Origin of the sequence: Mariprofundus aestuarium, from assembly GCF_002795805.1 — a bacterium.
Taxonomy (GTDB): Bacteria; Pseudomonadota; Zetaproteobacteria; order Mariprofundales; family Mariprofundaceae; genus Mariprofundus; species Mariprofundus aestuarium.
The window spans coordinates 1,726,866-1,745,412 of record NZ_CP018799.1 but is presented as its reverse complement, the minus strand read 5'-3'; the positions used below and the strand labels follow the sequence as shown (position 1 = coordinate 1,745,412).

Annotated in this window: 19 protein-coding genes; 15 read left to right on the top strand and 4 right to left on the bottom strand. The window is 52.2% G+C overall.

The window, feature by feature from the left end; genetic code table 11:
- Positions 1 to 88 precede the first annotated feature (88 nt).
- From Ga0123461_RS08485 to galU, 5 genes are read left to right on the top strand one after another with little or no spacing between them, the layout of a single operon-like run.
- Positions 89 to 2,239, top strand: a complete 2,151-nt coding sequence (locus Ga0123461_RS08485; RefSeq protein ID WP_100277939.1) for an HAD-IIB family hydrolase — start codon at positions 89 to 91, stop codon at positions 2,237 to 2,239.
- A complete protein-coding gene (locus tag Ga0123461_RS08480; RefSeq protein WP_198507040.1) occupies positions 2,236 to 3,066 on the top strand; it encodes an HAD-IIB family hydrolase in 831 nt (276 codons plus the stop codon). Before Ga0123461_RS08485 ends, Ga0123461_RS08480 begins: the two co-directional genes overlap by 4 nt.
- On the top strand, positions 3,059 to 3,967 hold the full coding sequence (locus Ga0123461_RS08475; protein WP_100277937.1) for a PfkB family carbohydrate kinase: 909 nt from the start codon (positions 3,059 to 3,061) through the stop codon (positions 3,965 to 3,967). The genes Ga0123461_RS08480 and Ga0123461_RS08475 overlap by 8 nt, the downstream gene beginning before the upstream one ends.
- Complete coding sequence (locus tag Ga0123461_RS08470; RefSeq protein ID WP_100277936.1) at positions 3,960 to 5,915, top strand: amylosucrase; 1,956 nt, start codon at positions 3,960 to 3,962, stop codon at positions 5,913 to 5,915. The genes Ga0123461_RS08475 and Ga0123461_RS08470 overlap by 8 nt, the downstream gene beginning before the upstream one ends.
- 21 nt (positions 5,916 to 5,936) lie before the next feature.
- Positions 5,937 to 6,761, top strand: coding sequence for a UTP--glucose-1-phosphate uridylyltransferase GalU (galU, locus tag Ga0123461_RS08465; protein WP_100277935.1), 825 nt, complete (start codon positions 5,937 to 5,939; stop codon positions 6,759 to 6,761).
- A gap of 84 nt (positions 6,762 to 6,845) precedes the next feature.
- On the opposite strand, the gene mnmM is transcribed toward galU, so the two are convergent.
- Complete coding sequence (gene mnmM, locus Ga0123461_RS08460) at positions 6,846 to 7,421, bottom strand: tRNA 5-(aminomethyl)-2-thiouridylate-methyltransferase MnmM (protein ID WP_100277934.1); 576 nt, start codon at positions 7,419 to 7,421, stop codon at positions 6,846 to 6,848.
- Entirely contained in the window at positions 7,414 to 8,478 is a 1,065-nt protein-coding gene (locus Ga0123461_RS08455; protein WP_157819292.1) for an NAD(P)/FAD-dependent oxidoreductase, read from the bottom strand. Before Ga0123461_RS08455 ends, mnmM begins: the two co-directional genes overlap by 8 nt.
- Positions 8,479 to 8,685: 207 nt before the next feature.
- On the opposite strand from Ga0123461_RS08455, the gene dksA reads away from it, so the two are divergent.
- A complete protein-coding gene (gene dksA / locus Ga0123461_RS08450; RefSeq protein ID WP_100277932.1) occupies positions 8,686 to 9,057 on the top strand; it encodes an RNA polymerase-binding protein DksA in 372 nt (123 codons plus the stop codon).
- Between the two features lie 75 nt (positions 9,058 to 9,132).
- Here dksA and Ga0123461_RS08445 read toward each other — a convergent pair whose 3' ends face one another.
- Positions 9,133 to 9,639 carry an FKBP-type peptidyl-prolyl cis-trans isomerase gene (locus Ga0123461_RS08445; RefSeq protein ID WP_198507039.1) on the bottom strand — a complete coding sequence of 169 codons (507 nt, stop codon included), beginning with the start codon at positions 9,637 to 9,639 and terminating at the stop codon, positions 9,133 to 9,135.
- Between the two features lie 155 nt (positions 9,640 to 9,794).
- On the opposite strand from Ga0123461_RS08445, the gene dnaX reads away from it, so the two are divergent.
- Genes dnaX through Ga0123461_RS08400 form a run of 9 tightly spaced genes read left to right on the top strand, consistent with a single transcriptional unit; the run spans position 9,795 to position 17,833 of the window.
- Positions 9,795 to 11,486 (top strand): DNA polymerase III subunit gamma/tau, encoded by a 1,692-nt coding sequence (gene dnaX, locus Ga0123461_RS08440; RefSeq protein WP_100277930.1) that lies wholly within the window; start codon positions 9,795 to 9,797, stop codon positions 11,484 to 11,486.
- A gap of 51 nt (positions 11,487 to 11,537) precedes the next feature.
- Positions 11,538 to 11,852 (top strand): YbaB/EbfC family nucleoid-associated protein, encoded by a 315-nt coding sequence (locus Ga0123461_RS08435; RefSeq protein ID WP_100277929.1) that lies wholly within the window; start codon positions 11,538 to 11,540, stop codon positions 11,850 to 11,852.
- A 40-nt stretch (positions 11,853 to 11,892) separates the two neighbouring features.
- A complete protein-coding gene (recR, locus tag Ga0123461_RS08430) occupies positions 11,893 to 12,495 on the top strand; it encodes a recombination mediator RecR (RefSeq protein ID WP_232710102.1) in 603 nt (200 codons plus the stop codon).
- 3 nt (positions 12,496 to 12,498) lie between these two features.
- On the top strand, positions 12,499 to 13,128 hold the full coding sequence (locus Ga0123461_RS08425) for a YggS family pyridoxal phosphate-dependent enzyme (RefSeq protein WP_100277928.1): 630 nt from the start codon (positions 12,499 to 12,501) through the stop codon (positions 13,126 to 13,128).
- A gap of 25 nt (positions 13,129 to 13,153) precedes the next feature.
- On the top strand, positions 13,154 to 13,957 hold the full coding sequence (gene proC / locus Ga0123461_RS08420; RefSeq protein ID WP_100278756.1) for a pyrroline-5-carboxylate reductase: 804 nt from the start codon (positions 13,154 to 13,156) through the stop codon (positions 13,955 to 13,957).
- Positions 13,957 to 14,262 (top strand): YggT family protein, encoded by a 306-nt coding sequence (locus Ga0123461_RS08415; protein WP_100277927.1) that lies wholly within the window; start codon positions 13,957 to 13,959, stop codon positions 14,260 to 14,262. The genes proC and Ga0123461_RS08415 overlap by 1 nt, the downstream gene beginning before the upstream one ends.
- Positions 14,263 to 14,268: 6 nt before the next feature.
- Positions 14,269 to 15,939 (top strand): ArnT family glycosyltransferase, encoded by a 1,671-nt coding sequence (locus tag Ga0123461_RS08410; protein ID WP_100277926.1) that lies wholly within the window; start codon positions 14,269 to 14,271, stop codon positions 15,937 to 15,939.
- The gene (locus Ga0123461_RS08405) at positions 15,927 to 16,874 is read left to right on the top strand and encodes a glycosyltransferase family 2 protein (RefSeq protein ID WP_198507038.1); all 948 of its coding nucleotides are present in this window, start codon (positions 15,927 to 15,929) and stop codon (positions 16,872 to 16,874) included. Before Ga0123461_RS08410 ends, Ga0123461_RS08405 begins: the two co-directional genes overlap by 13 nt.
- A 32-nt stretch (positions 16,875 to 16,906) precedes the next feature.
- Entirely contained in the window at positions 16,907 to 17,833 is a 927-nt protein-coding gene (locus Ga0123461_RS08400; RefSeq protein ID WP_100277925.1) for a lysylphosphatidylglycerol synthase transmembrane domain-containing protein, read from the top strand.
- 91 nt (positions 17,834 to 17,924) lie between these two features.
- Here Ga0123461_RS08400 and Ga0123461_RS08395 read toward each other — a convergent pair whose 3' ends face one another.
- Entirely contained in the window at positions 17,925 to 18,398 is a 474-nt protein-coding gene (locus tag Ga0123461_RS08395; protein ID WP_100277924.1) for a PilZ domain-containing protein, read from the bottom strand.
- Positions 18,399 to 18,547 lie beyond the last annotated feature (149 nt).

Sequence of the window (18,547 nt, the reverse complement as noted above, 5' to 3'; positions counted from 1 at the left end):
AAAGGGATGCGCTTCGGCAGTTCGCCCTTCCGTTCCTTCTTTCTGTTGCACTCATCGGTAAGTCAATGTTAACGGAGTCTAATTACCGATGAACACCTCTTTCACCAAACTCTATATTGTGCTGATCAGTCCTCATGGCCTTATTCGTGGAGAGGATCTTGAACTAGGGCGGGATGCCGATACCGGTGGCCAGACCAAGTATGTGGTTGAGCTGGCAAGGGCGCTGGCTGAGAGGTCTGAGGTGGAACGTGTCGACCTGTTGACGCGAAAGGTGGTCGATCCACAGCTAAGCTCTGATTACGGAGAGCCGTTCGAGGCACTCTCCGATAAGGCGCAGATTGCCCGTATTGAGTGCGGCGAAGAAGGATATATTCCTAAAGAGCAACTATGGGACAGCCTAGAAACCTTTGCTGACAATGCATTGGCCTACCTGCGGGAGCAACCACGTCTGCCCCATATTATTCACAGTCACTATGCCGATGCCGGCCATGTGGGCACACAGATTTCAAGTCTTCTGGGGATTCCGTTGGTGCATACGGGGCACTCTCTGGGACGCAGTAAGCGCAAGCGGCTGTTAGCCGGCGGGGCAACACGAGACGAGATTGAGATAACCTATAACATGAGTCGCCGCATTGATGCCGAAGAGCGGACATTGGGGGCTGCCTCCAGGATTGTGGTCAGCACCAATCAGGAGGTTGAGGAGCAGTACGGCCTTTACGACTATTACCAGCCGGATCAGATGCGTGTTGTGCCACCCGGCACCGATCTTAAGAAGTTCTTTCCTCCCGCCGGCGATGAGCGTGAAAGTGCTATTGCTAGTGAAGTTAATCGGTTTCTGGTTGATACTGATAAGCCGATCATTCTTGCACTCTCCAGACCCGACCCACGAAAAAACATCACCACCCTTGTCGAGGCATATGGGCAGTCAGCACAACTTCAAGAGCTGGCTAATCTGGTAGTTATTGCCGGTAACCGCGACGATATCAGTGATATGGATGCGGGGGCGCAGGAGGTGCTAACCAGTATTCTGATGACCATTGACCAGTACGACCTCTATGGCAAGGTCGCTTTTCCCAAGCATCATAAAGCTGATGAGGTGCCGCTGCTCTACAGGCTGACCGCCCTCTCCAAGGGCATTTTTATCAATCCGGCACTAACTGAACCATTCGGTCTGACTCTGATCGAAGCTGCTGCCTGTGGCGTACCACTTGTTGCCACCGAGGATGGTGGCCCGATAGATATTATCGGTAACTGTGAGAACGGCCTGCTTGTTGATCCTCTCGACACAGAAGCGATCGCCGGCGCATTGATTGAAACTCTGGAGGATGAAAAGGATTGGCAGCGCTATGCAGAAAACGGCATTAAAGGGGTTACCCATCACTATTCATGGAAAGCGCATGTTGAGAAGTATCTTGATGTGATTCGACCGCTGGTTGAACAGACTGAACCGGTCAAACGGATGGAGCTCAGTCGCAGGCCGATACTCTATCGTAATGCGGCTATTATCACTGATCTGGATCAGAATCTTCTGGGAGAACCTGATGCTATTCCTGAATTCACAGCCATGCTGAAACAGCACCGCAAGATGGTCAGTTTTGGCGTTGCCACTGGGCGCAATCTCGAAAGCGCACTGAGCGTAATGCGAAAGCACCGTATTCCTCAACCCGATCTATTGATCACCAGCCTGGGTACGGAAATTTACTATGCACCGAATCTCACCCGTGACGCGGTCTGGGACCGGCATATCAACCATCGCTGGCATCGGCGAGACCTTGTTGAACTACTGCAGGAGATTCCTGGCCTTGAGATGCAGCCGAAAAAGTTTCAGACGCCGTTCAAGGTCAGTTTTTATATCGACCCGGACGTGGCTCCAGACGTACAGGAGATCAATCGATTTTTATCCCAGCATGAGCATACGGTGAACGTCATATTCTCGCATGGCCAGTTTCTTGATGTGCTGCCATACCGCGCCTCCAAGGGCTATGCCTTGCGCTGGGCCGCAGAACAGCTTGATATTCCTCTGGAGAACCTGCTGGTGGCAGGTGGGTCGGGAGCCGACGAAGATATGATGCGCGGCAATATGCTTGGGGTGGTGGTAGCCAATCGTCATGAGGAAGAGCTCTCCGAGTTGGCCGAGGCTGACCGGATCTATTTTTCAGAAAAAAGCTACGCGGCTGGTATTATCGAGGCCATCAACCATTTCGATTTTTTTAATAAAGATCGGCAGCCATCATCGTGAGCAATATTCTCATCTGTACCGATCTGGATCGGACATTGATCCCCAATGGTCATCAACCTGAATCTGATGGGGCGAGGCTATGTTTCTCACGCTTTGCCGGTAATGAAGGGGTTTCGCTGGCCTATGTCTCAGGACGTCACAGGCAGCTGATCGAACAGGCTATTGATCAGTATCAACTGCCTGTGCCGGACTATGTCATTGCCGATGTCGGTTCGACAATTTACCGAACCGGAGTTGACGGCTGGTCTGTGTGGCAGGCGTGGAGTGATGAGATTGCCGATGACTGGCAGGGGCAGAATCGTCAGGCGCTGCAAGGCATGTTGTCGGATATCAATGCCCTCAGGTTGCAGGAGTCTGAGAAGCAGAATGTCCACAAGCTCAGTTTCTACCTTTCCCTAACAGCCGACAGGGGTTCGATTGTTGAAGCGATTCAGTTACGTCTGCGAGCAAAACTGATTCAGGCCAATGTTATCTGGAGTATTGATGAGCTGGCGAATATTGGTTTGATCGACATACTGCCTGTTAGTGCCAACAAGCTGCACGCTATCCGCTTTCTAATGCAGCAGGAACGCATAGGTGAGACCGAGACGATCTTTGCCGGCGATAGCGGTAACGACCTTGATGTGCTTCTCAGCTCCATACCATCGGTACTGGTGGCCAACGCTGACGATGAGGTTCGGTTGGCTACCCAAACAGCATCATCCCTGTATCTGGCACATGGTGGTTTTCTCGGCATGAACGGAAACTACAGTGCCGGTATTCTTGAAGGTGTTGCTCACTTTCACCCTGATATGGTGGCCGACATCGAGAGCAGTGCGTATGAGTAATGTAGCGATGCGGCCACTTATCTTCGGTGAGGTTCTTTTTGACCATTTCCCCGACGGCTCGGCTATTCTTGGTGGTGCGCCATTCAATGTTGCCTGGCATCTTCACGCCTTCGGGCTGAAGCCATTGATGATCTCCAGTATCGGTGATGATGCATTGGGACAGAAGGTTGAGCATGCCATGCTCGATTGGGGTATGGATTGCAGCGGTATTCAAGTCGATTTCGATCACCCGACCGGTACTGTCGAGGTTCAGTTTGATCATGGTGAGCCCGTTTACGAGATCGTCGATGGTGTTGCTTACGATTATATCGATGCATCCAAGGTGCCGCAGCTTGATGGCGCATGGCTGCTCTATCACGGATCGTTGGCGTTGCGCCATGCAGTTTCAGCGAATGCTCTGAAAAAACTGAAAGAGGATTGTACGGCTGCTCGCATGGTCGATATCAATCTGCGTTCACCCTGGTGGAAGCGGGAAGATATTCTCTTCCTAGTGCAGGGGGCAGAGTGGGTGAAACTCAATGAAGATGAACTCTTTGAGATCTATCCGGAGCAGGCCGATCAGGCCGGGAGAATCGCACGACTTTCAGCAGCAGTTACCAGAGAGATTGTTTTGACCGGCGGTGAAAACGGCGCAACATCGATATCAGCGGTTGATGGCAGGGGGTGTTCGGTTGTCCCGGAAAAGGCTTCTCAGGTCGTCGATACGGTTGGGGCAGGGGATGCATTCTGTAGCGTATTCCTTGCCGGGCAGTTGCTTGAGTGGCCGCTTGAACTGACCATGCAGCGTGCTCAGGCATTTGCCAGCGCCGTGGTCAGCATCCGCGGGGCGACCTCGCAGGATAGAGGCTTCTATCGACAATTTATCCGACAATGGGACATAAAGGATCACGAAGATGTATGAGCAGGTTTCACACTCCCTACTGAACGAAATTCTTATCAAGCTTGATCCGGAAATCATCAAACAGCCGAAGATGCGCTACTTCTATACGCGTCTGGGTGCGAATTTTTATGCCATCCACTCGCTCTTCGAGAAGCTTTATGGTGGTAGAGCCGATTTCACGGAGCAGATGCAGAAGCTGGTTGAGACGTTGGCCTATCAGTACATCGCTCGCTCTGATGCTCTGAGAGAGACCGACCTTGAGCGGGAAAGTGATCATAACTGGTTTTTGAGTCAGAAGTGGGTCGGTATGGCACTCTACAGTGATGGCTTTGCCGGTGATCTGAAAGGGCTCAAGGAGAGGCTTCATTATTTACAGGAACTTGGCATCAATATGGTGCATGTGATGCCGGTGCTTGACTGCCCACCGGGCAGGAGTGATGGCGGTTATGCCGTTCGTGATTTCCGCCGCATTGATGAACGGATCGGTTCTCTTGAGGATGTCGATGCACTCTCCGGTTCGATGCACAGGCGTGAGATGCTTCTTACCCTTGATGTGGTGCTTAATCACACCTCCGATGAACATGAATGGGCTAAACGCGCTCGCAGTGGTGAGAAACGTTATCAGGAGTACTACTACGTCTTCGATAATCGCGACATACCGGACATGTTCGAGGAAACGATGCCCGAAATCTTTCCTGAAACCTCGCCAGGAAGCTTCACCTGGGATGAGGCGATGGGCAAATGGGTGATGACATCATTTAATGATTATCAGTGGGATCTCAACTACAGTAACCCTTCCGTGCTCATCGAGATGATCGACATCATTCTCTACTGGGCCAATCACGGTGCCGATATTCTGCGTCTTGATGCGGTTGCTTTCCTCTGGAAGAAGATTGGCAGCACCTGCCAGAACGAGCGCGAGGCGCATCTAATTCTACAGCTTCTCAAGGACTGCTGCCAAGTCACCGCACCGGGAGTGCTATTCATCGCCGAGGCGATTGTGGCTCCGGTCGAGGTTACCAAATATTTCGGTGAAGATGCGATCAATGCCAAAGAGTGTGAGATCGCCTACAACGCCACGTTTATGGCTTTGCTCTGGGATGCGGTTGCCACCAGAAAGGCGGAACTGCTCTATCGCGGCATCAAGAGTCTTCCGGACAAGCTGGAGCGAGCCACATGGCTGAACTATATCCGGTGTCATGACGATATCGGACTGGGATTTGATGATAACGATATCCGACTTGCCGGTTACGAACCGGCAGCGCATCGACGTTTTCTGGTTGACTACTTTACCGGCAAATATGAGGACTCTCCTGCCCGCGGGCGCCCCTTTGCGGCCAATGAAAAGACTGGGGATGCCCGTATCTCAGGGACGCTCGCTTCACTAGCCGGGCTGGAGAGCGCACTGGAGTCGGGTGACGAACATGCCATCGATAGCGCCATTAATATCATCCTGCTGCTTAATGCGATGATCCTTTCCTTCGGTGGTATTCCACTGCTCTACTATGGCGATGAGCTTGGTACATTGAACAATTACGATTACCAGCAGGATGAGAGCAAACTAAACGATAGTCGATGGATTCACCGTCCGGTGATTGATTGGCAGAAGGCGGAGCTCAGAAGTCAGCCTGGTTCGATTGAGTACCGGATATTCACGGCATTGAAGAAGTTGATTGCTGTGCGCAAGGAGATTCCCTCCTTTGCCGATTTCAACAACCGCGAAATGCTCGATTTGGGCAATGCCCATCTTCTGGCCTATGCCCATTTCGATCACCGATATAGCACCTCGGGCGTGGTTGTGGTCGGAAATTTCGATGCCATGCCGCAATATCTCGATCTGGAGCAGCTGCGTCGAATGGGCCATTTCAAGCACGATAACATCAGGGACCTCTGCAGTGGTGAATCCCCACCGGTTTTCAATGACCAGCTGGCCATTCCGGGCTACGGATTCTACTGGTTGAGCGAGTAATGAGTATAGGAGAAGAAATGCATGATTAAGAAATGTCTATTCCCCGTGGCCGGTTACGGTACACGGTTCTTACCGGCAACCAAAGCGCAACCTAAGGAGATGCTGCCGATCCTGACCAAACCTCTGATCCAATATGGTGTCGAGGAGGCTGCTGAGGCTGGAATGATGGATATCGCCATGGTGACAGGTCGAAATAAACGCGCCATTGAGGATCATTTTGACATCGTCTATGAACTGGAGGATCAGCTCAAAGGCACAAGTCGTGAGGAACGACTTGAATCGATCCGTGGTCTCATTAATGAGTGTACCTACTCCTATACTCGACAGGTTCATATGCGCGGACTGGGAGATGCCATTCTTACCGGAAGCACCATTATTGGAAATGACCCCTTTGGTGTGATTCTTGCCGATGACCTTTGTGTCGGAGAGGAGGGGATCATGTCGCAGATGCTGAAGGTATATGAGAAGTACCAGTGCAGTGTTGTTGCCGTGGAGGAGGTGCCTCATGAGGAGGTGAACAAGTACGGTATTGTCAGTGGGCAGCAAATTGATGAGCGGCATACTCGTGTCGAAACGATGGTAGAGAAGCCTGATCCTAAAGATGCGCCATCGAACCTTGCTATTATCGGGCGTTATATCCTCACGCCCGACATTTTCGACATTATAAGGAACACTCCGCCGGGTGCGGGTGGTGAAGTGCAGATTACCGATGCACTTCAGGCACAGGCGTCACAGGGGAACGTGATCGCCTATCGGTTCAATGGCAGGCGTTTCGACTGTGGCAGTATTGATGGTTTTGTAGCCGCTACTAATTTCTTTTACGACCGGCTGAAAGAGAGCGAATAGTTCATTCAGAAAGCGTTGAGGGCGATATAGCTATTAGTTCAGGCTTCAAAACTGAATGATCGGTTGAGTCGGCATGCGAAATGGTCATTTAGCAATAGCGTTGATTTCAATCCACTCTGGAGATGAGCCACCACTGTTTTCCGGCTCATGAATTCGTGCATCAAATGTTGCAGGAAGATGTTTCGCCCAGGTTTTGACAGCTTCGGCCTCTTCTCGACCACCGGGATGACCGGGGTAAGCGAGAATGGAGATGTGGCCGCGGCTGGAGAGCAGTTTTAGGGAGCTGTTAAGCGCCTGCAGTGTTGTGGGCTCATGCGTGATTACGGACTTATCTGTTCTGGGCAGGTATCCGAGATTGAAGACGATGATATCAACCTTGCCATGATCAGTTTCAGGTACATGCTCCAGCATGGATTCATGGCCAGCATGGATTAATGTCACCCGGTCCAGAAGGTCAGCTTCAGCCAGTCGTTTTTTTGTATTGTCGATGGCCTGCTGCTGGATGTCGAAAGCGTAAGTGTGGCCCGCCTCTCCAGTATGGGAGGCGAGAAACAGGGTGTCAAAACCGTTGCCTGCTGTGGCATCAATGCAGGTTGCACCATCTTTTATGCGGGCAAGCAGGCTTTTATGCACCTGACCGGTCAAAGAGACTCTAGCCATGTTGAATCCTGCAGATATCCGCTTCTACTGGTATTGGCGAACCATCGATCAGATGCATCGCAAAAGCTTTGCTGTAGTAGGGGATCAGCATCGAACCTTTGGAGCCGAAGCCGTTGAAAATACCTATTTCTGGCTGCCTGGGATGAAGTCCGATAAAGGGCTGCTTATCTAGAGTGTTGGGGCGTACACCTGCTTTATGATCCAGTAGTTCGAATTCGATCGCTGAACTAAAAAGCTTTTGCATGCCATCAATCAGTTCAGCCTTGCCTGCCTCGCTAGGCGTTATGGAGGAGAGATCGTGGTCGTAGGTAGCGCCTGTTTTATAACTGCCATCATGAACCGGCAGCAGCCATTTGCCTCCGTTGATGATCTGATCAGGTAAGGAGTGATCGGTTCTCAAGCTAAGGATCTCTCCTTTTGCAGGCTGGAAGGGGAGCCAGTTAAACCATGGGTTATTTTTGCCCATAAAGCCTTCGCAGAAGATGATCCGCTGGGTTTTAATTCCGCTCCACGAGATGGTTTTATCTGTTATTGTAAGATCATTATAATTGCACAGGGCTGACCGATAGCTCTCCTGTGCAATAAAATAGTCCCTTAAGCAGTCGAGCAGCCTGTTGGTATCAAGGTAACCCGTACTGTGTTGTTCGAAAACTTCATTTGAACTGATCAGAGAAGCAGGCGGATCACAAATCTCGCCCAGATACTGGGCGTAGGCCGGATCTTTCGACCGTTTTTCAAATGATTTGTGCTCCTTCGCATCCTTGATAACCCGTAACATCGATTTCTCATGAAAAAAACGTTGGTCGAAGTGCGCTTCCAGCTCACGATAAAGCTCTTTTGCAGCAGGAATAATGGTCTCTGCATGCGTTTGTAGTACCAGCCGTTTTCCTGTTACCGGATTGAACAACCCTGCAGCCACACGTGATGCTGATGGTGGTGCATCATCGGAGATTACCATGGTCTTTTGGCCGGATTTCATCAGTTGCCATGCAAGTATCGAACCGGCCAACCCCTGGCCGATGATCAGTGTATCGATCGTGCTGTAGTTAACGGGCATGGCGGCATGATAGGTCGAATCGGTGAGTATGTCAGAATCATAATTGTACGAGGGTAGTGAGCAGCAGTTTAAGGTCGTCATTCAGAGGAATTGTTGCTATAATCTAGTTATGGGCAGGCTTTATTTACACCATTAGAAAGAATAGCTATCTTTCGCGCCCTTTTGGAAAACCCTCTTTGGAGTTTTCCTTTTGCTGGAGGAATTAGAATGGCACTGACCAAGAAACAATTGGCTGAATTTGAAACGCAACTGACTGAGTGGAAAGGTGAGCTTGAAATCGGGCAGAGCGACAATGTGCAGTCCATGACCGGGCAGGAGCAGACCGCTTTTCCTGATCCGACTGATCAGGCCACTATGGAAACCGACCGTAATTTCGATCTGCGTATCAAGGATCGTGAGCGCAAGTTGATCAAGAAGATTGATCAGGCGATCACCCGTATTCATGACGGCGAGTTTGGTGAGTGTGAATCGTGCGGCGGGGACATCAGTGTTAAGCGCCTGCATGCGCGTCCGGTGACTACGCTTTGCATCGAGTGCAAAACTGCTCAGGAGCAGGAAGAGCGTACTCGCCTCGACTGATTGATTTAATATAAGATGTATTAAAAAAGCCCGCTTAATAGCGGGCTTTTTTCGTTGTTGCCTGAGTTGTTCTGGTTACCAGATAATATCTACCAGTTCGATCTCGCAGATCAGCGTTTCATTCGGACCAACATACTCGCTGCCCCGGCTGCTGAATGCCATGTGGGGTGGGATATAAGCAATCCATTTGCTGCCAACACTCATTTTCGTCAATACCTTTTTCCAGCCTCCTAACGTGTTCTTGATGTAAATCTCTGCTGCTTTACCAGATGGGTAGGTGTTGGTGATAACAGTGCCATCGACAAGTAACGTACGAATGTGAATATGTACGCTGTCTGTCAGCTTTGGAATTTTCCCCTCTGGGTTATCGCTGATGACTTTGTACTGTATGCCGCTTGGCAGTGTGATAACGCCCTCTTTGGTTGCGTTTTCTTCAAGGAATGCCTTGCCTCGCGCAAAGTTTTCAGCCGCCACACCTTCTGCCTTGGTTTCCTGTTCGGAACTGCCACAGCCAGCAAGGGTGAGCAGGGCTACAAATGCGATAAAAAAGAGTGTTGGTCGATTGGCGCTGTTAAATTTCATATTCATACCCCTGTCAGTAATATTAGCAAATGCTAAAGTAATAAACCCTAGTGTCAATGGGTTTATTGATCATGCAGCAATAAACATGTCTATTCGAAGAGCATCTGCGCCTTAACAGCCATTGCAGAGCGGTAAGCAAGCCGTAGAGTGCCCTCATGTCCTATCTTGTACTGGCACGCCGCTGGCGACCGCAAAAGTTTTCCGATCTTGTCGGTCAGGATGTCGTCGTGCGTACTCTGAAGAATGCACTTTCCAGTGGCAACCTTGCCCATGCCTATCTGTTGTGCGGGATTCGCGGGGTTGGTAAAACTACGATTGCCCGGTTAATGGCGATGGCTGTTAATTGCGAAAACCCTGTTGCTGGCGAGCCGTGCGGTAGTTGCGTCTCATGTCAGGGTATTTCTGATGGTTCCAATCTGGATGTGCAGGAGATGGACGCTGCCAGCCATACAGGCGTAGATGATGTGCGCGAGATTCTCGATGGTGTGCGCTATCCACCGAGCACCTTGAAATGCAAGGTCTATATTATTGATGAGGCACACATGCTTTCCAAGAGCGCCTTCAATGCGCTGCTTAAAACACTGGAAGAGCCGCCAGAACGGGTGCTGTTTATTCTGGCAACCACTGAGTCGGATAAGCTGCCGATCACAGTGCGATCACGCTGCCAGCGCTTTGACCTGCGCAGGCTCGGTCAGGGTGAGATTGCTGCTTATCTTGAGCATGTCTTCGCATCTGAAAAGATTATGGCGGACCAGAATGCCCTTGCAGCGATCGCCACGGCCGCTGACGGCAGTGTCCGCGACGCCCTTTCACTGGCAGAGCGTGTGCTTGCATATAGCAGTGAGAAGCTCTCCATCGCTGATGTTCAGTCTGCCCTCGGCCTGGTGGGTTCGGAGCTGGTATGCAGGCTTTCTCAAACCCTGTTTGCAGGCGATGCTTCAGCGGCTATTGAGGTGTTGCGCGCTGCAGTAAGTCGCGGCCATGGGCCACGGACACTGCTTCTTGAACTGAGTCGTTTGTGGCATCAACTGTCGTGCCTTAAAGTGGATATCAGCCTGCTTGGTGAAGAGGTGGATGCCGGCTATCGCGACTGGCTTGAGCGGCATGCAGGGGTGTTGGAACTACAGGCACTGGATCTGCGTTATCAGGTGCTGCTCAGTGGCATTCGTGACCTGGCGGTTGTGGATGAACGCATGGGTTCTGAAATGGTATTGATGCGCCTTTGCGGCCTGAACAGTATCTCGCCGGTTACTGAGGTGATCGTTGAGCCATTGCCGAAACAGCAAAAAGCCGAATCAGAAAAGCCGCTGTCGACAGCTCTGCCTGCTGAGACAGAAAGAGCACATATGATGTTCGAAGCAGTGCAGGAAGATGAGGAGCCGGTGGCGGTTCAGCCGGCTGCCGTTGAAGTGGAAGTAGAGAGACCAGAGCCCGACCTGCCATTGCAGGATCAATCGGCCGGGAAAAAGTTTAATGACTGGCAGCAGGTGGTTGATGCTTTCCATGAGGTCAAGCCTGGGGTGGCAGCCATGCTCGATCATGTGGTCTGTGTCGAGTTCGGCAGTAAAGTGAGGCTGGCGCTGGATAAACATCAGGAGCGTGCGCTTGCTACTCCTGATCGGCTCGCATTTGCTGAATGGCTGGGGCGAGAGGTGTTCTGGGAATCACAGAAAGATCACCAGGGTGAGTCGCTTTCGCAGGAACGTGATCGTCAGGCCAGAGCTGAAACCGCACGACTGCGTAAGGCTGCTGAAGATGACCCGCATATTCACGCGCTGATGCGTGAGATGGATGCGCAGCTGGTCAGGGTTCTACCTGCCGGAGTGCAGCCTGACGAAACTGCCTAAACAGTCGCAGGCCTTATTTTCTAATTTTTGAATTGAACGGAGAAGTGTCAGATGAATATTGCTAAAATGATGCAGCAGGCGAAAAAGATGCAGGATAACATGAAGGTCATGCAGGAAGAGCTGGCTGCAATGGAGATCAGCGGCGAAGCTGGCGGTGGCATGGTGCAGGTTCAGATGGGTGGCGACCGCATGGTGCGACGCATTACGATCGACCCTTCGCTCTGGGAGGAGCAGGACAAGGATCTGATCGAAGACCTGATGGTGGCTGCATTCAATAATGCAGCTCAGAAAGTGGAGGAAGTTGCCAAGCAGAAGCAGCAGGGATTAATGGCGGGAATGCCATTGCCTCCAGGTTTCTCACTATAATTTCAAACAGGCTGGTGTTGAGTTGATACATTTTCCGGGTATGCCTGCCCCTCTGGGTAGAGTGGTCGAGATGCTTTCGACACTGCCTGGCGTGGGTCCGAAAACAGCCTTGCGTCTGGGGCTTAATCTGCTCTCACGACCTGCCGGAGAGACGGCAGCGCTTGCCGCTTCCCTGAAATCGCTGCATGAACTAGTCGGTTTTTGTGAAGTGTGCGGCTGTTTTGCCGAGCAGGGCTTTTGCCAGTATTGCGATGACCCTAAGCGAGAGGCCCGGACGGTATGTCTTGTTGAACAGCCGGTGGATGTGCTGATGATGGAACGCAGTCACAGTTATCGTGGCCATTATCATGTCTTGCACGGTCGTTTGAGTCCGGTTGATGGTGTTGGCCCCGAGCAGTTAAACCTGGCTGCACTGGATGCACGTGTGAAGGCGGGCCTCAAAGAGCTGATTCTTGCCACCAGTGCCACGGTGGATGGCGAAGCCACAGCCCACTATTTTGCCCGCCGTTACCGCGATGCAGGGCTTGTTATATCCCGTATTGCGCGCGGTGTTCCAGAGGGCGGTGAGTTGGAATATCTGGACGAACATACCCTGAGCAGGGCGCTGGATCAGCGCATCTCATGGGACAGCGCTTCTCTCTAACAGATGTCTAACGAACCAGAGCTGATTCAACGCTGGAAAGAGCTGACCTCTGAACTTGGCGAGGTGAAATTGCTTGCGGTCAGCAAGTATGCGCCGGATGACCAGGTACAGGAGCTGATTGGGGCAGGGGAGACAGACTTTGGCGAATCGCGCCCCCAGTCACTGCGTGATCGCGCTGAGCAGTGGCCTGAATGCAACTGGCATATGATTGGACCGCTGCAGAAGAATAAAGCTAAATATATTGGCCGTCATGCTGCTATGTGGCACAGCTGCGACGATATCGAGACTGCCGCTGCTGTGGCGCGATATGTGGAGGGTAGAGAGCTTCCCGTTCTGATTCAGGTGAATGTTTCCAACAATCCGGCGCAGCGTGGGGTAGCTACTGATGCGGTCGGTGAATTGGCCGATGCGCTTTCCCGTATTGATGGGCTCAAGCTGGCAGGTCTGATGGGCATGGCCCCGAGGGATAACAATGTACGACAGGCATTTCAGAATTTGAGATGCTTGCGGGATAATCTCTTCGGTGGGAGCTTTGCCGAGTTGTGTATGGGCATGAGCAATGATTATCGGATTGCTGTGGAAGAGGGTGCAACGATTGTGCGACTGGGCTCGACGCTGTTTGGCTCCAGATGAGAGATACAGGATCTGAGGAATGACCATGCAGAATTTAACAATAGGGTTTATCGGCGGCGGCAATATGGCCGAGGCATTGATCGCAGGCTTGCGTCGTGCAGGCCATGCAGGCGAGCATATTATTGTAGCCGATCCGCAGCCGGCGCGCCGCGAGTTTCTGACGACCAGTTACCAGGTGATTAGCGTCGAGGATAATGTGGTGGCCACAAAGCGTGCTGACCTGCTGGTGTTGGCAATGAAGCCGCAGCAGATGAAGGCCGCTGTTGCAGGCTTAAATGTTCATCTGAAAACCGATGCCAGTGTCATCAGTATTGCAGCCGGTGTAAGCACGGCAGCTATGCATGAGTGGCTGGGGGAAGCTGCCAATATTGTACGCGTGATGCCCAATACGCCTGCACTGGTGGCAGCCGGTATGTCGGTGCTGTTCAGCGATGCAGGTGAGATACATAAGGTGCGTACTGAATACCTTCTTAATGCCTGTGGTGAGTCAGTACGGGTGGAGAGAGAGGGGCAGATGCATGCCGTGACTGCACTCTCCGGCAGTGGTCCAGCCTATTTCTTCCTGCTGGCCGAGGTGCTGCAGGCGACTGGTGAAAAGCTGGGCTTGCCTGCAGATCTGGCTGCCAAGCTGGCTGCACAGACTGCGCTTGGCGCCGGCAAGATGCTGGTGGAGAGTGATCGAACTGCAGCAGAGCTCAGACATCAGGTGACCAGTCCCGGTGGCACGACACAGGCAGCGCTGGATATGATGTATGAGATGGGACTTCCCGATGCGGTGCGTAAGGGTGTGATCGCTGCGAGCAAGCGATCAGAGGAGTTAGCAGGATAATGTATGTATTTGGCTATTTTTTGCAGGCATTGGCAACAGTTTTGGATGTGGTTCTTACACTTGCGATGATTGTGGTGATTGCCCGTGCAGTTCTCTCATGGGTTTCACCCGATCCCTACAACCCGATTGTCCGGATCATTAACCAGTTTTCTGAACCCATGCTTTTTCAGGTTCGGAAAAGAGTACCGTATATTGGCGGTATCGATCTCTCTCCACTGATCGTGCTACTGATTATCATGTTTCTGAATAACTTCCTCGTTGCTACGCTCGAGCGGCTTGCCCATCAGATGATTCAGGGCGGCTAATACGCCTTGACCCTCAAACACGAATCGTTCCTGCAGCAGCCACTTTTCTGGCTGTTGCTCATCTGCGCAGTCAATTTCTTCGCCTTCCTTGGTGGCCATACGCTGTGGGACGTCGATGAACCGAATAATGCAGTCTGTGCGAGTGAGATGTGGCTGGACGGTAACTGGTGGGTGCCGATGTTCAACGGCGACTACCGCTTTGATAAACCGATCCTGATCTACTGGCTGATGATTCCGCTTAATGCGTTGTTTGGGGTCAATGAGTGGACGGCGCGCCTGCCATCGGCCATGGCGATGACCTCTCTGGTGGTGGTGGTCTGGTTTATGAGCCGCAGGCTTATCACGGCTGCAGGCTTCCATGTCAGAAAGATCGAGCACGAGATTATCCCGCTGATGGCAGCAGGATTCTTTGCAACGGCGCTTCATATTTCTGTTATCGCACGCGCAGCCGTTCCCGATCCGCTGTTGATGCTCTCCCTCGGCTTTACGCTGCCGGCATTGCTGATCGTTTACCTTGAGCAGAAACAGAATCCTGCTGCAGGTATGCCAAAGCTGCTGATTGCGGCCTATGTGGCGATCGGGTTAGGTATTCTAGCCAAGGGGCCGGTTGCGGGGCTGATGCCGCTGCTGATCATGGCCTCCTTCCTGACACTGATGAATGATTGGAAAAACTGGCATCTGTTTCGCCCGTTCAAAGGGGTGGCAGTGGCTCTGCTTGTGGCTGCTCCCTGGTACCTTGCGGTGGGCGTGCTGACTGATGGTGTCTGGCTGGAGGGTTTTATCTTCCGTCACAACATCGAGCGATTTACCGATCCCCTGCAGGGGCATAAAGGTTTCCCTGGGCTCTATGTTTTTACAGTTCTGCTTGGTTGGTTTCCGTGGAGCGGTTTGCTGGCCGCTATGATTGCATTTGGGACGTGGCGGATTGAGGCACTGCGCAGGGACCCGGTTCGCCTCTTTATGCTCTGCTGGATCGGCGTCTATATTCTCTTTTTCAGTATCGCACGAACCCAGCTGCCCAACTATGTACTGCCACTGTTTCCCGCTGCAGCTATGCTGATGGCCTTTGGCTGGGCGGAAACCTCAGACAAGCTTCGCAAACGGGCGCGCCTCTGGCTTGCCTGGGGTGCGTTGGCCATCGCGCTAGCTCTGGTTGTTGGCGGTGGCGTTGCGCTTGAGAAGATGTGGCCAGGGGAGGGTTATTATACCTTGGCGCTGCTTCCGGTTGTGCTTGCCTCTGGCTGGTGGCTTGTTAACAAGCGAGGCGAGCTGTGGGTGCCACTGGCAGCTGCAATGCTGTTCTCTATCCTGCTGCTCACCGGCTGGTCGCTGCCAAATATTGAACATCATAAGGTCAGTAAAACATTGGCAGCCAAAGCTGATGCGGCGGGTTTTGATGGTGAGAGCCTGGCGACATTCCAATATTTCCAGCCATCCCTGCTCTACTATCACGGCGGTCGCCTGCCGGTGCTGGCAAGTGTGGATGAAGTCGGGGCATGGCTGACCCGGGGCAGGGGGGTTGTGATGACCCAACAAGCACTGGAACTGTTGCCACAAGAGATTATGCCCTATCTTGTCGTGCATGCTCGCCTTTACGGCATGTATGCGCGCAGGTGGCTGCTGCTGGTGAGTCTGGAGCCGGTTGTTGAAGGAGAGGAGATACCATGGCGGAAATGATTTCGATTGTCGTGCCGGTTTACCGCGAAGAGGATAATGTTCCGCTGCTGGTGGCCGAGGTGGCTGCAAAGCTGAGTGATTGCGATTTCGATTATGAGCTGATTCTGGTCGATGATGGATCTGATGACGGTACCGTTGAAGCTGTGAAAAAAGCACGTGCGACGGATGAACGTGTTGTGCTGGTGCAGTTGCGTCGCAACTACGGCCAGACCGCCGCCATGAGCGCAGGCTTTGAGCGGGCTCGCGGTCAGTATGTGGTCTACATGGATGGCGATCTGCAGACCGACCCGGCCGATATCCCCAAGCTTCTGGCCCGTCTGAAGATGGACAAGCTAGATATGGTCAATGGTTGGCGCAAGGACAGGCAGGACGCCAGCCTATCGCGTAATTTTCCGTCCAAGATTGCCAACGCGCTGATTCGACGCTCCACAAATGTGCGCATGCACGATTACGGTTGCCCGATGAAACTGATGCGCGTGGATGTGGCAAAGAACCTGCGCATTTACGGTGAACAGCACCGCTTTTTGCCAGCACTGGCGAGCCAGTATGGTGCCAAGCTCGGTGAAGAGGTGGTGACCCACAGGCCACGGCAGTTTGGGGAGAGTAAATACGGCATCGGGCGCACGGTTCGCGTGGTGGTGGATCTTCTGCTGATTCTATTTTTCCAGCGTTTTACCGACAGACCATTGCAGCTGTTCGGTCCGGCAGGCCTTATCTCACTTGCATCCGGGCTGTTTATCGATCTCTGGCTGACCATGGATAAGATTATTTTCGGCGCTGATCTGGCGGCAAGGCCGATGTTGCAACTGGGGTCACTGCTGATTGTTACAGGTATCCTGCTGTTTGGTATCGGTCTGATGCTTGAGATGCAGGCGCGCACCTACTACGAAGCAACCGGACGTCGTCATTACAGCGTTAGGAGCGAGGACGAGTAGCAGGTTGTTTAGCTACTTCGGGCGATAAGTTGATGCTTTGGATTAAATTGCTCCTTTCGGCTTTGTTGCTGGCTTATCTGGTATGGTCACTCGACCTTGCCGCCATCGGTGAGTTGCTTAAAACGGCCGACTGGTCACTGGTGATTGCTGCCTGCCTCTGCCTGATCATCGGACAAGTTTTCTCCGCCATTCGCTGGGCATGGCTGGCCCGTGGATTGGGGCTTTCAGTACTGATCTCCAGAAAGATTCAGCTCTATTTCCTCGGCATGTTTTTAAGCCTCTTCCTGCCATCAATTATCGGCGGCGATGTAGCGCGCGGTTATCTGCTGGCAAAGGGGCGCGAGAATGCAGGCTGGCCTGCTGCCGCCAGTGTCATCCTTGAGCGCCTGAACGGTGTTGCCGGCCTAGCGCTGGTTGTCTCCTTCTGCATGTTTTTTCTTGATGTGCCTTCGTTGTGGATGTGGCTCTGGAATGCAGGCCTGCTGTTCGGTTTTATCGTCTTAATTACGACCAAACTGTGGTGGCCCAAACTTCAGCAGTCAGCGTGGCAGGGAAAACTCTCAGGGTGGAAATCATTGCCACTAACAAGTGGTGAATTCTCCAGTGCATGGTGGAAAAGCCTTCCAGTGTCGTTGGTTTTTCAGGTGCTGGTTGTGCAGGCACATGTGTTTCTAGGGCTTGCAGTGGGGCTGGAGCTTTCCTGGTTTGTCTACGGCTTCATGGTTTGCCTGATTGCGCTGGCATCGGCTCTGCCGCTCTCATTTAACGGCTTTGGTATTCGTGAGGCTGGTTATGTTGGTATTGCCGTCTGGTTTGGTGCTTCATCAGAAGCCGCAGGTGCGATGGCTGCGCTCTGGGTGGTTGTTCTAATCATAGCAGCCATCCCCGGTGGCATCGTTCTCTGGCGGCTCGGTGGCACGAAAATCCTGCAAAAGAATCAATCGCAAAGCTTACTCTGATCCATGACTGTCACTCACATATTCTGCTACAGCTTCCCATAGGGGTTTGGCGGAACAGGGGGCTTCTTACAAATTGGCGATCTTTGGAAGATTAGGTTTTAATATCCAGTAGGTGTCGACCCTCTTCCAGAAAGGACATGAAACGATCCATGTCATCATCACTGTAATGGAAAAACTTTACATGCATGCCAACCGCGTACTCCGATCCGTCGCTTATGTCAGTGACTTCAGCACTGAATTTAGCAAGCAGCCTCTCATCCGGAGGAACGTAAAAGTGGAGCGTGATGATTGTCTCTGGTGGGTAGGGGGCATCGCACTGAATAAATACGCCACCTTCGCTAGCATTGAGCACAAAGTCCTGAATCATCTGCGGCTGTTCCTTTCCATGGCGCACCGCCAAGCAAACCGGGAAACGCACATGTTTGCGCCTCTCACTATCCGGGGGAAATTCATCAGTATCACCACTGTGGCTGATAACTATTTTTGCACCAGCCTTTTTGGCAGAAGGGAAAAGGTCGTCGACCAGATTGCCCAGCAGGAAAGCCTGCCTGTTCAGGAATCCCATTGCGTTCTCCTGAAGCTTATGGGATGAGTATTTCTCACACTGGCGGGGTGATTAAAACAGATATGTATACCTGTTGTTCTGATAGCCGACCCTCCTTGAGAGTTTATCTTTTGAAGCCAACCACATCGCTAACGATATCACTAGAGAAT

Coding starts and splice junctions, on each gene's coding strand:
- proC (WP_100278756.1), top strand. CDS start 13,154: ATGCAGAATTTAACAATAGGGTTTATCGGCGGCGGCAATATGGCCGAG.
- Ga0123461_RS08435 (WP_100277929.1), top strand. CDS start 11,538: ATGAATATTGCTAAAATGATGCAGCAGGCGAAAAAGATGCAGGATAAC.
- Ga0123461_RS08455 (WP_157819292.1), bottom strand. CDS start 8,478: ATGCCCGTTAACTACAGCACGATCGATACACTGATCATCGGCCAGGGG.
- dnaX (WP_100277930.1), top strand. CDS start 9,795: ATGTCCTATCTTGTACTGGCACGCCGCTGGCGACCGCAAAAGTTTTCC.
- mnmM (WP_100277934.1), bottom strand. CDS start 7,421: ATGGCTAGAGTCTCTTTGACCGGTCAGGTGCATAAAAGCCTGCTTGCC.
- Ga0123461_RS08485 (WP_100277939.1), top strand. CDS start 89: ATGAACACCTCTTTCACCAAACTCTATATTGTGCTGATCAGTCCTCAT.
- recR (WP_232710102.1), top strand. CDS start 11,893: ATGCCTGCCCCTCTGGGTAGAGTGGTCGAGATGCTTTCGACACTGCCT.
- Ga0123461_RS08470 (WP_100277936.1), top strand. CDS start 3,960: ATGTATGAGCAGGTTTCACACTCCCTACTGAACGAAATTCTTATCAAG.
- galU (WP_100277935.1), top strand. CDS start 5,937: ATGATTAAGAAATGTCTATTCCCCGTGGCCGGTTACGGTACACGGTTC.
- Ga0123461_RS08475 (WP_100277937.1), top strand. CDS start 3,059: ATGAGTAATGTAGCGATGCGGCCACTTATCTTCGGTGAGGTTCTTTTT.
- Ga0123461_RS08405 (WP_198507038.1), top strand. CDS start 15,927: ATGGCGGAAATGATTTCGATTGTCGTGCCGGTTTACCGCGAAGAGGAT.
- Ga0123461_RS08425 (WP_100277928.1), top strand. CDS start 12,499: ATGTCTAACGAACCAGAGCTGATTCAACGCTGGAAAGAGCTGACCTCT.
- Ga0123461_RS08400 (WP_100277925.1), top strand. CDS start 16,907: ATGCTTTGGATTAAATTGCTCCTTTCGGCTTTGTTGCTGGCTTATCTG.
- Ga0123461_RS08445 (WP_198507039.1), bottom strand. CDS start 9,639: ATGAAATTTAACAGCGCCAATCGACCAACACTCTTTTTTATCGCATTT.
- Ga0123461_RS08415 (WP_100277927.1), top strand. CDS start 13,957: ATGTATGTATTTGGCTATTTTTTGCAGGCATTGGCAACAGTTTTGGAT.
- Ga0123461_RS08395 (WP_100277924.1), bottom strand. CDS start 18,398: ATGGGATTCCTGAACAGGCAGGCTTTCCTGCTGGGCAATCTGGTCGAC.
- dksA (WP_100277932.1), top strand. CDS start 8,686: ATGGCACTGACCAAGAAACAATTGGCTGAATTTGAAACGCAACTGACT.